Origin of the sequence: Kitasatospora sp. SC0581 (genome assembly GCF_048159585.1) — a bacterium.
GTDB lineage: Bacteria > Actinomycetota > Actinomycetes > Streptomycetales > Streptomycetaceae > Kitasatospora.
This window is the reverse complement of the sequence record NZ_JBLRWA010000041.1, coordinates 14,996-28,709: the sequence shown is the minus strand read 5'-3', so window position 1 is coordinate 28,709 and position 13,714 is coordinate 14,996. Positions and strand designations below refer to the sequence as shown.

Here is a 13,714-nt window from a genome sequence, read left to right as displayed (position 1 = left end):
TCCTCCGGTGCGGGGTCGGGACACAGTCTGCGGCCCGGTGCACCTCCTGCGAACCCTTCGCGCCGGGGCGCGCTGGTGGACTGCGCGGCGCACGGGGCCGGAGGCCGGCTCGCCCCGGTGGGCCGCGCGCGGACCGGCGAGGAGTCCACCGGCCCGCCCCGGTCGACGGGTAGAGGAATCAGAGGAATCAGAGGAAGTACAGGCGGTTCAGCGGGACCTCCTCGGCGGGGTCGGACCGCAGGGGGGTGCCGTCGAGGGTGACGAGGCCCTCGCGCGGGTCGACGAGGACCTCGCCGAGGCGGCTGTTGCGGACCATGTCGCCCGGGCCGATGCCGCGGGTGTGGCGGACGGCCACGCGGCGTCGGCGGGTGGTCATGGTGTCGTACGGGCGGGCGTGGGTGCCGGACTCGGCGGCGGCGCGGCTGGTGAAGGCGACGGAGAGGTCCGCGGGGGTGGCGCCGTGGGCGCCGAACAGGGGCCCCATGACGAGGGGTTGGCAGGTCTCGGTGGCGGCGTTGGGGTCGCCGGTGACGCCGTAGGCGGGGAAGCCCGCCTTGAGGACCAGCTGGGGCTTGGCGCCGAAGGACGCCGGGCGCCACAGGACGAGGTCGGCGAGTTTCCCGACCTCGATCGAGCCGACCTCGTGGGAGAGGCCGTGGGCGATGGCCGGGTTGATGGTGAGCTTGGCGATGTAGCGCAGCACGCGCTGGTTGTCGTCGTCCGGGCCGTCGCCCTCCAGCGGGCCGCGTTCGGCCTTCATCTTGCCCGCCACCGCGAAGGTGCGGCGCACCGTCTCGCCGGCCCGGCCCATGCCCTGGGCGTCGGAGGAGGTGATGCCGATGGCCCCGAGGTCGTGCAGCACGTCCTCGGCGCCCATGGTGCCGGCCCGGATGCGGTCGCGGGCCATCGCGGCGTCGCCGGGCAGGTCGGTCTTGAGCCCGTGGACGGAGACGATCATGCCGTAGTGCTCGGCGACCGCGTCCCGCCCGAACGGCAGCGTCGGGTTGGTGGAGGAGCCGATGACGTTCGGCACGCCCGCCATCTTGAGGACGTTGGGGACGTGTCCGCCGCCGCAGCCCTCGATGTGGAAGGCGTGGATGGTCCGGCCTTCGAGGACCTTCAGGGTGTCCTCGACCGAGAGGCACTCGTTCAACCCGTCGGTGTGCAGCGCCACTTGGACGTCGTGGGCCTCGGCGACGGACAGCGCGGTGTCCAGGGCGCGGGTGTGCGCGCCCATGTCCTCGTGCACCTTGAAGCCGCAGGCTCCGCCCTCGGCGAGGGCCTCGACGAGCGGGGCGGGGTGGGAGGACGAACCGCGGCCCAGGAAGCCGATGTTGACGGGCCAGGCGTCGAAGGAGTTGAAGGCGTGCCGCAGCGCCCAGGGCGAGTTGACGCCGACGCCCCAGACCGGGCCGAACTCCTGGCCGATGATGGTGGTGACGCCGGAGGCCAGCGAGGCCTCCATGATCCGCGGGGACATCAGGTGCACGTGGGTGTCGATGGCGCCGGCGGTGACGATCAGGCCCTCGCCGGAGACGATGGCCGTCCCGGTGCCGACCACCACGTCCACGCCGTCCAGGGTGTCCGGGTTGCCGGCCCGCCCGATCGAGGCGATCCGGCCCTCCCGGATGCCGATCGAGGTCTTGCGGATGCCCTGGATCGCGTCGATCACCAGGACGTTGCTGATCACCACGTCGCAGGTGTCCCGGACGGCGGCGGCCTTGAGGTGCAGGCCGTCCCGGGCGGTCTTGCCGAAGCCGGCCAGGAACTCGTCGCCCGGCCGCTGGGAGTCGGACTCGACCCGGACGACCAGGCCGCTGTCGCCGAGCCGGACCCGGTCCCCGGCGCGTGGGCCGTGCACGGCCGTGTACTCGGACGCGTCGATGCTGCTGCTCACGGGTGCTGCTCCTGTCCTTCGCCGCTTGTTCCTGCGCCGGCCGCTCCGCCGTCGACCGTTCCCGCGCCGGCCAGTCCTTCGTCGGCCGCTCCGAGGTAGCCCTGTTCGGTGGCCCGGCGCAGCGCCTCGCGCCGCACCCGGGGCGAGTCCAGCGGTCCGTCGACCAGCCCGGCGAAGCCGATCGCGACCCGCTCGCCGCCGATCGGCACCAGGCCGACCTCGACGGTGGCGCCCGGGTCGAAGCGCACCGAGGAGCCGGCCGGTACGGCCAGGTGCATCCCGTAGGCGGCGGCCCGGTCGAAGGCCAGCCGCGGGTTGGCCTCGAAGAAGTGGAAGTGCGAGGTGACCGAGACCGGCACCCCGGAGGTGTTGCGCACGGCGAGGGTGCGGACGGGTTCCGGTCCGGTCGCGGCGTCGCCGTCGGTGAGGACGGCGCCGGGTGCGGCCTCGCCGAGGGCGCCGCCGCCGAACGGGTCGGCGATGACGGCGAGCCGGGTGCCGTCCTCGAACACGGCCTCGACGTGGATCTCGGTGACGAGGTCCGCCACGCCGGGCAGGACGTCGGCGGGGGAGAGGACGGAGCGGCCGCGCGCGACGGCCTCGGCCAGGCGCAGCCCGTCGCGGGCGGCCTCGCAGACGGTGTCCGAGACGAGCGCGGTGGCCTCGGGGACGTTGAGCCGCAGGCCGCGGGCGCGGCGGGCGCGGGCGAGTTCGGCTGCTGTGAAGATCAGCAGCCGGTCGCGTTCGGTGGGGGTCAGCTGCACGGGGGTTCCCTTCTCCCTCGGTGCGGGGCGGCGAGGGGTCAGCCGGCCGGCTGGTCGTGGGTGGAGCAGTGGATGCCGCCCCCGCCGGAGGCGATGGTGTCGATCTTCACGGGGACGATCTCGCGGTCCGGGAACTGCTCCCGGAAGACCTCCTGGGCGTGGCCGTCGGCCTTGGCGTCGCCGAAGAGCGGCAGGTAGACGCCCTTGTTGCCGATGTAGAAGTTCATGTACGAGGAGACGAAGGCGTCGCCGCGGCCGGTGATCCGGTCCGGGTCGGGCTGGCCGATCTCGACGACCTTGAGCTTGCCGCCGGTCGCGTCGGTGGCCTCGGCAAGGACGGCGCGGGCCTGGTCGGCGGAGCGGGACCAGACGTCGGGCGGGGTGCCGGGGAAGGCGCGGTCCAGGAAGACGACGCCGGGGGCGGCGAAGCGGGCGAGGCAGTCGACGTGGGCGTCGGTGATGTCCTTGCCCTTGACGCCCGCCAGCCAGATCACCTTGGTGAGGCCCAGCGTCCGCTTGAGCTCCGCCTCGATCTCGTCGCGGGTGCGGCCCGGGTTGCGGTTGTCGTTGACCACGGAGCTCTCGGTGACCAGCAGGGTGCCCTGGCCGTCGGTCTCGAAGGAGCCGCCCTCGGCGGTGAGCGGGGTCTCCAGCCGCTCGATCCCGTACTTCTCCAGGACGGTGCGGGCGATCCGGGCGTCGTTGGCGTGCTCCTGCTTCCCGCCCCAGCCGCTGAAGTTGAAGTCGACGCCCTTGACCTTTCCGCCCTCCTCGACGAAGACCGGCAGGGTGTCGCGGGCCCACAGGTCGTCCACCGGGACGGCGAGCAGCTCGACGTCCGAGCCGCAGGCGTTGCGGGCCGAGGCCTCCTGGCCGGGGCGGACGAGCAGGACCACCGGTTCGCGCTGTCCGATGGCCCGGGCGACGGTGGCGATGTCCCTGCGGACGGCCCCGAGCTGCTCGCCCCAGACGTTCTCGGAGGCAGGCCAGGCCATGAAGGTCCGCTCGTGCTTCTCCCACTCGCCGCCGAGCCGCCGGCCGCGGGCGGGGGCGGGCGCGGGGGTGGGATCGGAGGCGGGCGCCGGGGGCTGCGCGGCGGGCTGTCCGGGGGTGCCGGAGGTCGGGGCCGCGGGGCCGGCCGGCTCGTCGCCGGCGGTGGCGCAGGCCGTCGCGCCGAGGGCGATCGCACCGGCTCCGGCGAGGGAGCGCAGCACCGTGCGGCGGGCGAGGGGGGACTGGGACACGGTGTACTCCGGTGGGGCTGGGGGGTGGATCCGGCGCGGCGGGGAGGGCGGGCTCCGGGGGAGCGGCCCACGCGGCGATGGTCGGCGGCGGACGAGGAGGTCGTCCGGGAGGACGAGGTCGGTCGGCAGCGCCGGGACCGACTCTCGCATTGACTGAAAAATCAGTCAAGCTTTACGGTGAAGTCACCCAAACCACCCCGAGACGACCGGGGGCGCCGTACGAGCGGCCCAGGTCACGACGACGAAAGGCCGGGTGAGGCGGCGATGCTGCGCAATGGTCTGGAGCCCTGGCACGTGCTGGTCACGGTGGCCGTACTGGTGCTGCTGTTCGGCTCCAAGAAGCTGCCCGAGATGGCGCGCGGACTGGGGAAGTCGATGCGGATCCTGAAGTCCGAGACGGCGGCCCTGCGGGAGGACGGAGCACCTGGCGGAGCGGTCACTGAGCCTCCCGCTGGAGCAACAGCGGGTTCGCCCGGCGGAGCGACGGCCGGTTCACCTGGCGGAGCGACGCCCGGTGCGCCCGGCGGGGCCGTCACCGAGCCGCCCGCGGCCCCGCAGGCCGGGCCGGTGAAGCGGCCGCTCTGACCGGCGGGCCCGTACGCGAGCCCGCCGCCGACGCCGGGAGCCGTCGTCCCCCCGCCGCCCGACGGGGGAACGACGGCTCTCAGCCGTTGCGGCGGTAGTGGTCCAGGGACACCCGGACCGGCCCGTCCGGGCCCGCGGTCGACAGCACCCGGACGACCGCGAGGTCCCGGCCGTCCGCGGACCGGACGCAGAAGGCGCCGCGCGGCCCGACGGCGGCGAACGGGATCCGCCCGGCCGGGCGGCTGCCGAGGCCCTTGAGGCACTCGGCCGGGCCCAGTCCGGCGTCCCGGCCGATGAAGGAGTCGGCGTTCTCCGGCACCAGGAACTCGCCTTCGCCGCGGCCGACGTACCAGGTCGCGCTGTCGGTCGGGACCACGGTGCCGGTGGCGAGGTCGAACTCGTAGCCGGCATCCGCCGAGGTCAGCTCGACCGCGCGGTAGGCCGGGGCGTACTCGGGGGCGGGGGCGGACGGCGGTGCGGCGCCCGGCGCGACGGGGACGGACCGGGTGGGCGACGGCGACCCGGCGGGCGTCGGGGCGGCGGTCGGGGCGCCGGGCTCGGCGGCACCGGACACCGGGGCCTCGGCGGCCGAGGCCTCCCCCGACTCCTGGTCGTCGAGCAGCAGGGCCGTCGCGGCGGCGGCGCCGACGGCCAGGGCGACGGCGGCGGTCAGCGCGGTGCGCCCGAGGGCGCGTCTGCGGCCGCCCGCGCGCGGGGCCTGACGGCCTGCCGACACCTGCGACCCGGCGGGCAGCGGCCCGGCGGGTGCCGGGGCGGCTCCGGTCGCAGGCGCCGGCGCGAGCACCGTCGGCGTCGGCGGGGTGGTCGGGGCGAGGACCGTACGCGCCGAGTCCCACCCGGGCCCGGCGGCCCCGGGCCCCTCGGCCGGTACCTGCGGCAGCTCGGCGTGCCGGGTGATCTGGCTGGTCAGCGGGTGCGGCAGCCAGTCGTCGCCGAACCTGAGCTGCCCGCCCACGGCCGGGTGGCTCCGGGCGGCGGCGATCACCTCGGCGGTGGTCGGACGGTCCTCGGGCCGCTTGGCCAGGCACCGCAGCAGCAGCGCGCGCAGGCTCTCCGGGACCCGGCCGAGGTCGGGCTCCTCGTGGACGGTCCGGTAGAGCGCCGCCGGGTCCGGGCCGTCCCCGAACGGCGGAGCGCCGCCGGCGACGTGGACGGCCAGGGCGCCCAGCGCGTACACGTCGGTGGCCGGGGTCGCGGCCCGGCCCACGGCCTGCTCGGGCGCCATGTAGGCGGGCGAGCCGATCCGCAGGCCGGTGCCGGTCAGCGCGCTGGCGTCGGCCGCGCGGGCGATGCCGAAGTCGATCACCCGGGGGCCGTCGGAGGCGATCAGCACGTTGCCGGGTTTGAGGTCCCGGTGGACCACCCCGGTGGCGTGGATCGCCTGGAGCGCCTCGGCGATGCCGGCCATCAGCAGCAGGACGGTCCGTTCCGGGAGCGGGCCGTGGCGCTGCACCACCTCCTGGAGCGAGGGGCCCGGCACGTAGGTGGTGGCCAGCCAGGGGGTGGCGGCGTCCACGCCCGCGTCGACCACCTGGGCCGTGTACAGCCCGTGGATGCGCCGGGCGCTGGCCACCTCCTGGGCGAACCGGGCCCGGAACTCCGGGTCCCCGGCCAGTTCGGGCCGCACCACCTTGAGCGCCACCGGCCGGCCGCCGGGGGTGTACGAGAGGTAGACCCGGCCCATGCCGCCGGCGCCGAGCCGGGCGGCCAGCAGGTGGCCGCCGACCTCGCGCGGGTCGTCGTCGGCCAGCTCCTGGAAGACCGGCTGGAGGGCGAAGGGGGACCGGTCAGCGGACATGCGGGCTGCCTCTCTCGGCGGTCAGGGGGCGGCACGGGGCCGGACGGGCCGGACGGGCCGGAAGCGGGCGTACGGCACACGCGGCACGCACGGCACGCACGGCGCCGCAGAGTTTAGAGGTTTTATCAGGATCGGCCGAATCGGCCCCGGCGAGGGGTGTCCGACGCGGGAGCCCGACGGGAGCGGTCCGCCCGCAGGGGCCCGGCTAGTCGCGCGCCAGCTCCGCCTCGACGGCCCCGCACAGCAGCCGGCGGGCGTGGTCGAGCGGCAGCGAGCCGCTCAGCCAGCGCACGCTCAGGCCCTCGACGAGGGCGGTGAGCCGCTCGGCGGCGGCCGCGTGCGCCGGGGCGGTCCCGCACGGATCGGCCCGGGCGAGCAGTTCGGCGATGTCGTGCACCCAGGTGTGGGTGGTCCGCGCCAGGTCCTCGCGCAGGTGCGGTTCGAAGACCGCGGTGGCTCTCAACTCGCCCCAGGCGGTGCTGTTCTCCCGGACGTCCGGGCTGTCCTGGAGTTCCCGGAGCAGCACGCGTTCGAGGTCGGCCCGGGGGCTCTCGGCGCGGGCCGGGGCGGGCTCCTCGTCGGCGGTGTAGTGGTCCGCGCGGTCGCTGATGTGCGCCAGCGTCTCCCGGAGGATCCCGGCCCGGTCGGTGAAGTGGTAGTAGATCAGCGAGGTGGACACCCCGGCCTCGGCGGCGAGTTCGCCCACGCGCAGTCCGCGTACGCCGCGCCGGGCGATCACCCGGGTCGCGGCCTTGAGTATTTCCGTCCGACGGTCCGACATGGGCGCCCACTCTACCGGGCTTCCCGGCTGGTCAGACAGGTTCCTGATGATCGTTTCAGGGGTTTCCATCAGCTTTGCCTCCAAGTCTTGACTGAATTTTCAGTACGGTAGAGGATGCGGGGCAACCCCCACGCCTCCCGCATCAGCCAGGGAGCGCCCCGTAGACCCCCACCCCCTCCCGGACACCACCGACGGCCACGTCGCTGCCCGGCGCGCCGCGCCGCGCCCGGAGGGGCCCGAACAGAAGAGGTTTCCCGTGACGTACCGAATGCCCGCGGAGTGGACCGAGCACGAGGGCTGCCTGATGGCCTGGCCCGTCCGCCCGGACCTGTGGGGCGACACCCTCGACGAGGTGAAGGGCGAGTACGCGGCCGTCGCCCGCGCCATCGCGCAGTTCGAACCGGTCACCATGGTCGCGCCGCCCGGCCACGGTGAGGAGGCCCGGGCCCGGTGCGGCGAGGGCATCACCGTGGTCGAGCTGCCGACGGACGACTCCTGGTTCCGCGACTCCGCGCCGATCTTCGTCCTCGACGGGGACGGCCGCCGGGCCGGCGTGGACTTCCGCTTCAACGCCTGGGGCCGCAAGCACAGCCCCTGGGACGCCGACGACCGGATCAGCGGCCTGCTGCTGGAGCACCTCGGCACCCCGGCGATCCGCTCCGAGATGATCCTCGAGGGCGGCGCGATCACCGTCGACGGCGAGGGCACGCTGATCACCACCGAGCAGTGCCTGCTGCACCCCAACCGCAACCCGGAGATGACCCGGCAGGAGATCGAGGCCGAACTGAAGGCGCGCCTCGGCGTCACCAAGGTGGTCTGGCTGCCGTACGGCGGGGCGCTGGACACCGAGACCGACGGGCACGTGGACGGCGTCTGCGCGTTCGTCGCCCCCGGCCGGGTCGTGGTGCAGCTCCCGGCCGACCCCGCGCACCCGGACTACGCCCGGATGCGGGCCAACCGCGCCGTGCTGGAGCACTCCACGGACGCCCAGGGCCGGCCCTTCGAGATCGTCGACCTGCCGCAGGCCGCCTTCGTCGAGGTCGACGACCGCGAGGTCGAGGTCGGCTACCTGAACTTCTACCTCGCCAACGGCGGCGTCGTCGTGCCGGTCGCCGACCACCCCGAGGACGCGGGCGCCCTGGCCGTGCTCGCCGCCGCCTACCCGGACCGGAAGGTCGTCGGCGTGCGCGCCCGGGTGATCGCCTACGGCGGCGGCGGCGTCCACTGCATCACCCAGCAGATCCCGGCCGCCCACGCCTGACCCCTCGCCAGCGAACGGAGACCCCACCCTCATGACTCCCACCGCGCCCGCGAGGGGCGCCGGAGCCCGCGGCCGACTCGTCCTCGCCACCGCCCTGCTCTCGGCGGCGGCCCTGGTAGCCGCCTGCTCCGGCCCGCCCCGCGGCGGCGCCGACCAGGCGGCGGTCCGGCTCTCCGCCGACACCCCGCCCGCCAAGGGCGAGCTCGACTCGTTCACCTGGGCCACCTACGCCGAGCCGCCCACCCTGGACTACCTCCAGGCCTTCGACTACCCGCAGAACACGGTGCTCTCCAACGTCTGCGAGAGCCTGATGCGCTGGACCCCCCAGCTCACCCTGGCCCCCGGCCTGGCCGAGAAGGCCTCCAACCCCGACCCGGCGACCTGGGTCTACGACCTGCGCTCGGGCGTCCACTTCCACGACGGCACGGTGATGACCGCCGACGACGTCGTCTTCAGCCTCGGCCGGCAGATGAACCCGGACAACGCGGCGGCCTGGGCGCAGGTGTTCCAGAACGTCGAGTCCGTCACCAGGACCGGCCCGCTCCAGGTCACCGTCAAGCTCAAGCAGCCCGACTCCCAGTTCCCGCAGTACATGGCGACCGCGGCCGGCGTCGTCGCCGCCAAGGCGGGGGTGGAGGCCGCGGGCAAGGACTACGGCACCAGCGGCGGCCTCGACTGCACCGGCCCCTTCACGCTGGGCACCTGGGCCAAGGGCCAGTCGATCGAGCTCCAGCGCTTCGACGGCTACTGGGGCGCCAAGGCCAAGTCGAAGAAGGTCGTGTTCAGCTTCCTCACCGACGCGTCCGCCCGCACCAACGCGATGCTCACCGGCGACGTCGACGGCGGCTACCTGATCCCCACCGAGAGCTACGACCGGCTGAAGCGCGAGGGCCCGGGCACGCTCTACTTCGGCGAGGGCCTGAGCACCGTCAACCTCAACGTCACCAGCATGAACGGCCCGCTCGGCGACCTGCGGGTCCGCCAGGCGCTGTCGCTGGCCCTCGACCGCTCCGGCTTCGTCCGGACCGGCCTGGCCGGCGCCGGCACCGTCACCGGCTCCCTCACCACCAGGGCCGCCTGGGCCGGCGCCCCCGAGGACGTCCGGAAGGCGGCCTTCGACCACCTCACCCCCACCGCCCCGGACATCGACCGGGCCAAGGCCCTGGTCAAGGAGGCCGGCGCCGAGGGCAGGACGCTCACCGTCGCCACCAGCACCATCGGCCAGGACGTCTCGCTGCTCGCCACCGCCGTCCAGGCCGCCGGAGCGAAGATCGGCCTGAACGTCCAGCTGAAGACGATCGCCCCGAACGCCTTCACCGCGCTGTTCACCGACGCCAAGGCGCGCGAGGGCATCGACCTGTTCCCGGAGACGTACTACGACTCCGTCACCGACCCGCTCGACCTGCTCGCCAACTTCCGGACCGGCGCCTACCAGAACTACGCCGGCTTCAGCGACAAGGCCTACGACGACCTCGTCGACCAGGCCACCGCCGAGTACGACCCGGCCAGGCGCGGCGCGATCGAGGCCAGTCTCCAGCAGACCGCCTCCGAACAGCTGCTGTGGATCCCGGTCGCCGAGTGGCCCACCTCCGTCTTCCTCAACAAGCGCGTCACCGGCGCCCCCACCACCATCTCGTACATGTACTACCCGTGGGCCGCCGACGTGGGGGCCGCCCGGTGAACTTCCTGAGATTCGCCGCCCGGCGGCTGGCCGAGATGGCCGCCACCCTGCTCGGCGCGTCCTTCGTGGTCTTCGGCGCGATGTACCTGGCACCGGGCAACCCGGCGAGCTTCCTGCTGTCCGGCCGGTCGGCCTCCCCGGCCGCCCTGCAGGCGATCAACGAGCAGTACCACCTCGACGACCCGTTCCTGGTGCGGTACTTCCGCTGGCTCGGCCAGGTGCTGCAGGGCGACTTCGGACGCTCCATCACCTACCGCACCGACGTGTCCCGGCTGCTCGCCGACCGGCTGCCCGCCACCCTGACCCTGGTGGTCATGGCCCTGCTCGTGGTCGCCGTCCTCGGCCTGGCCCTCGGCTGGATCGGCGCGGTGCGCGGCGGCGCGACCGACTCGGCGGTCCTGCTCTCCACCACGCTCGCGGTCGGCACCCCCTCCTTCGTCGCGGCCGTCCTGCTACAGGGCCTGTTCGCGGTCAAGCTGGGCTGGTTCCCGACCAGCGGCACCGGCGACGGCTTCGGCGACCTGCTGTGGCACCTCACCCTGCCGGCGGTCGCCCTCGCGCTGTACCTGATCGGGATGCTCGCCCGGGTCACCCGCTCGGCGATGCTGGACGCCCTGGAGGGCGAGCACGTCGCCGTCGCCCGCAGCCGCGGCGTGCCCGAGCGCGAGGTGATCCGCCGCCACGTGTTCCGCAACTCGCTGGGCACCGTGCTGACCACCGGCGGCCTGATCGTCTCCACCCTGCTGGTCTGCACGATCCTGGTGGAGTCCGCGTTCAGCATCGGCGGCATCGGCCAGCTCCTCGAACTGTCCACCACCACCAAGGACTTCCCCACCGTCCAGGCCATCTCGCTGCTCATCGTCGCCCTGTTCATGACCGTGAACCTGGTCGTCGACCTGCTCCACCCGCTGGTCGACCCCCGGGTCGCCCTCGGTTCGAGGAGGGCCGACGCATGAGTGTCGCCCTCACCCGCCGGCCCGGCCTCGGCCGCCTCAGGGCCGCCCGCGCCCCGCTCCACCTGGCCTGCCTCGGCCTCGTCGCCCTGGTCGTGCTCGCCGCCCTGCTCGCCCCCTGGATCGCGCCGGACGACCCGAACGCCGTCGACCTCGGCAACGCCCTCGCCGGCCCCTCGCCCGACCACCTGCTCGGCGTCGACGCCGCCGGCCGCGACACCCTCTCCCGGCTCCTGCTCGGCGCCCGCACCTCCCTGCTCGGCCCGCTCGGCGTGGTCGCCTTCTCCACCGTCGCCGGCGTCCTGGTCGGCCTGGTCGCCGGCTGGCGGGGCGGCTGGCTCGACTCCGTCCTCTCCCGCGGCACCGAACTGGTCTTCGCCTTCCCCGGCATGCTGCTCGCCATCCTGATCGTCTCGGTGTACGGGGAGGGCCTCCTCGCCCCCGTCGTCGCCCTCGCGATCGCCTACCTGCCGTACGTCTCGCGGCTGACCCGCTCCCTGGTGCTGGCCGAACGCGAACGCCCCTACGTCGCCGCGTACCAGGTCCAGGGCCACTCCGCCGCGCAGATCTGCCTGCGGCACGTCCTGCCCAACATCGCCCCGATCGTCCTGGCGCAGTCCACCATCAACTTCGGCTACGCCCTCATGGACCTCGCCGGCCTCTCCTTCCTCGGCCTCGGCGTCCCCGCGCTCACCCCCGACTGGGGGCGGATGGTCTTCGACGGCCAGACGGCGATCCAGCACGGCTACCCGCTCTCCGCGATCCTGCCGTGCGTCCTCCTCGTGCTCACCGTCGTCGCGTTCAACGTCGTCGGCGAGCGCTGGGCCGACCGCGTCGCCCGGAGGAGCCGATGAGCCGGAGAACGATGAGCCGGAGAACGACGAACCGGGGGACCCGACGAACCGGCGCAGCCCCGAACCGGAGGACCGCGTGAACGCCCTCGACATCCGGGGCCTGCGGCTCCGCCTGCCCGGCACCGCCCGGCCCGTCCTCGACGGGGTCGACCTCGCCGTGGGCCCCGGGGAGACCGTGGCCCTGGTCGGCGAGTCCGGCTCCGGCAAGAGCCTCACCTCCCGCAGCGCCCTCGGCCTGCTGCCGCCCGGCGCCACCGCCGAGGGCAGCGTCCTGGTCGACGGCGAGGACGTCCTGACGATGGGCCCCGACCGGCTGCGCGCCCTGCGCACCGGCCGGGCCGCCATGGTCTTCCAGGACCCCAGGGCCGCGATCAACCCGCTGCGCCGCGTCGGCGACTTCCTCACCGAGGGCGTTCGCCTCGGCGGCCGGACGAGCCGGGAGGACGCCGAGCGGCGCGCGGTCGAACTGCTCGACGCCGTGGGCCTCGGCCCGGAACTGCTGCGCCGCTACCCCGGCCAGCTGTCCGGCGGCATGCTCCAACGCGTCATGATCGCCGCCGCGCTGATGGGCGACCCGGTCCTGCTGCTCGCCGACGAGCCCACCACCGCGCTCGACGTCACCAGCCAGGCCGAGGTGGTCGCGCTCCTCGACCGGCTGCGCCAACGCTTCGGCACCGGCCTGCTGTTCGTCACCCACGACCTCGGTCTCGCCGCCGCCATCAGCGACCGGGTCCACGTCATGTACGCCGGGCGGATCGTCGAGAGCGGCCCCGCCGAGGCGCTCTTCGCCCGGCCCCGCCACCCCTACACCGCCGCGCTGCTGGCCGCCACCCCGGGGCTGGACTCCGGGAGCGGCCGACTCGCCGCCATCGACGGCCAACCACCGGACCTGCGCGAGGAGTTGACGGGCTGCGCGTTCGCCCCCCGGTGCCCCCGGGCGACCGTCCTGTGCCGCGAGGAGACCCCGGCGCCGGGCCCGGTCGCCTGCCACCACCCGCTCGAAGGGAGCCGCGCCGATGCCTGAGGCCGTACTGGAGGTCACCGGACTGTGCCGGACCTTCGGCACCGTACGGGCGGTGGACGACGTCTCCTTCACCCTCCCGGCCGGCGGATCGCTCGGCATCGTGGGCGAGTCCGGCTCCGGCAAGACGACCACCGCCCGGATCGTCGTCGGCCTCGAACAGGCCGACGAGGGGCGGGTCGCCGTCCGGGGCCGGGCCCGCGCCGGCCGGGTGCGGGGGAGGGCCGGGCGGCTGGCCCGCGCCCGTGAGGTCCAGATGGTCTTCCAGGACCCGTACCTCTCCCTGGACCCGCGCACCAGCGTCGAGGCCGTGCTCCGCGAGACCCTGCGGCTGCACTTCCCCGGCACCGACCACGCGGCCCGGATCCGCGAACTCCTCGACCAGGTCGGCCTCGGCAGCCGGGCGGCCGACGCGCTGCCCCGGCAGCTCTCCGGCGGCCAGCGCCAACGCGTCGCCATCGCACGGGCGTTGGCCGTCCAGCCGGCCGTCCTGGTGCTGGACGAGGCGGTCGCCGCGCTGGACGTCTCCGTGCAGGCGCAGGTCCTCAACCTGCTCGCCGACATCCGCGAACGGACCGGCATCGGCTACCTGTTCATCACCCACGACCTCGGCGTCGTCCGCTGCGTCACCGACGAGGTCGTCGTGATGCGCCACGGACGGATCGTCGAATCCGGCCCCACCGCCCACGTCCTGGACTCCCCGCAGCACGCCTACACCCGGCTGCTGCTGGAGTCCGTCCCCCGGCCCGGCTGGGATCCCGACCGGATCGCCGCCGCGCGCCGCGCCTTGTAAGACGGCTCCGGCCCGGCAGGTGGTGGGACCTGCCGGGCCGGAGCGACCGAGCAACACCGGC

At 74.5% G+C, this 13,714-nt stretch carries 12 protein-coding genes; 7 read left to right on the top strand and 5 right to left on the bottom strand.

All coding sequences use genetic code 11. The annotated features are described in order from the left end of the window. Positions 1-187 precede the first annotated feature (187 nt). The 3 genes from ACLWS4_RS34855 to ACLWS4_RS34845 are packed head-to-tail and all read right to left on the bottom strand — an operon-like array spanning position 188 to position 3,905. Positions 188-1,897 (bottom strand): urease subunit alpha, encoded by a 1,710-nt coding sequence (locus ACLWS4_RS34855; RefSeq protein ID WP_074004626.1) that lies wholly within the window; start codon positions 1,895-1,897, stop codon positions 188-190. Beyond that, on the bottom strand, positions 1,894-2,661 hold the full coding sequence (gene ureA / locus ACLWS4_RS34850; RefSeq protein ID WP_416876226.1) for an urease subunit gamma: 768 nt from the start codon (positions 2,659-2,661) through the stop codon (positions 1,894-1,896). Before ureA ends, ACLWS4_RS34855 begins: the two co-directional genes overlap by 4 nt. A 38-nt stretch (positions 2,662-2,699) precedes the next feature. After that, on the bottom strand, positions 2,700-3,905 hold the full coding sequence (locus ACLWS4_RS34845; protein ID WP_416876225.1) for an agmatine deiminase family protein: 1,206 nt from the start codon (positions 3,903-3,905) through the stop codon (positions 2,700-2,702). Between the two features lie 264 nt (positions 3,906-4,169). Between ACLWS4_RS34845 and tatA the strand changes: the two genes are divergently transcribed. Further along, positions 4,170-4,490: a Sec-independent protein translocase subunit TatA gene (gene tatA / locus ACLWS4_RS34840; protein ID WP_375875350.1), complete on the top strand. Its 321-nt coding sequence runs from the start codon at positions 4,170-4,172 to the stop codon at positions 4,488-4,490. A gap of 79 nt (positions 4,491-4,569) precedes the next feature. Here tatA and ACLWS4_RS34835 read toward each other — a convergent pair whose 3' ends face one another. Then, positions 4,570-6,309 (bottom strand): serine/threonine-protein kinase, encoded by a 1,740-nt coding sequence (locus ACLWS4_RS34835; RefSeq protein WP_416876224.1) that lies wholly within the window; start codon positions 6,307-6,309, stop codon positions 4,570-4,572. Between the two features lie 205 nt (positions 6,310-6,514). Further along, positions 6,515-7,090, bottom strand: coding sequence for a TetR/AcrR family transcriptional regulator (locus tag ACLWS4_RS34830; RefSeq protein ID WP_049650842.1), 576 nt, complete (start codon positions 7,088-7,090; stop codon positions 6,515-6,517). A 256-nt stretch (positions 7,091-7,346) separates the two neighbouring features. Between ACLWS4_RS34830 and ACLWS4_RS34825 the strand changes: the two genes are divergently transcribed. The 6 genes from ACLWS4_RS34825 (at position 7,347) to ACLWS4_RS34800 (ending at position 13,653) form a co-directional block, all read left to right on the top strand. After that, the gene (locus tag ACLWS4_RS34825; protein WP_416876223.1) at positions 7,347-8,351 is read left to right on the top strand and encodes an agmatine deiminase family protein; all 1,005 of its coding nucleotides are present in this window, start codon (positions 7,347-7,349) and stop codon (positions 8,349-8,351) included. A gap of 31 nt (positions 8,352-8,382) precedes the next feature. After that, positions 8,383-10,032, top strand: coding sequence for an ABC transporter substrate-binding protein (locus ACLWS4_RS34820; RefSeq protein ID WP_416876222.1), 1,650 nt, complete (start codon positions 8,383-8,385; stop codon positions 10,030-10,032). Then, positions 10,029-10,988 carry an ABC transporter permease gene (locus tag ACLWS4_RS34815; protein WP_079272556.1) on the top strand — a complete coding sequence of 320 codons (960 nt, stop codon included), beginning with the start codon at positions 10,029-10,031 and terminating at the stop codon, positions 10,986-10,988. Before ACLWS4_RS34820 ends, ACLWS4_RS34815 begins: the two co-directional genes overlap by 4 nt. Then, positions 10,985-11,839 carry an ABC transporter permease gene (locus ACLWS4_RS34810; protein WP_375875354.1) on the top strand — a complete coding sequence of 285 codons (855 nt, stop codon included), beginning with the start codon at positions 10,985-10,987 and terminating at the stop codon, positions 11,837-11,839. Before ACLWS4_RS34815 ends, ACLWS4_RS34810 begins: the two co-directional genes overlap by 4 nt. 76 nt (positions 11,840-11,915) lie before the next feature. Then, positions 11,916-12,863 (top strand): ABC transporter ATP-binding protein, encoded by a 948-nt coding sequence (locus ACLWS4_RS34805; RefSeq protein WP_049650853.1) that lies wholly within the window; start codon positions 11,916-11,918, stop codon positions 12,861-12,863. Further along, the gene (locus ACLWS4_RS34800) at positions 12,856-13,653 is read left to right on the top strand and encodes an ABC transporter ATP-binding protein (RefSeq protein WP_049650845.1); all 798 of its coding nucleotides are present in this window, start codon (positions 12,856-12,858) and stop codon (positions 13,651-13,653) included. Before ACLWS4_RS34805 ends, ACLWS4_RS34800 begins: the two co-directional genes overlap by 8 nt. Positions 13,654-13,714 lie beyond the last annotated feature (61 nt).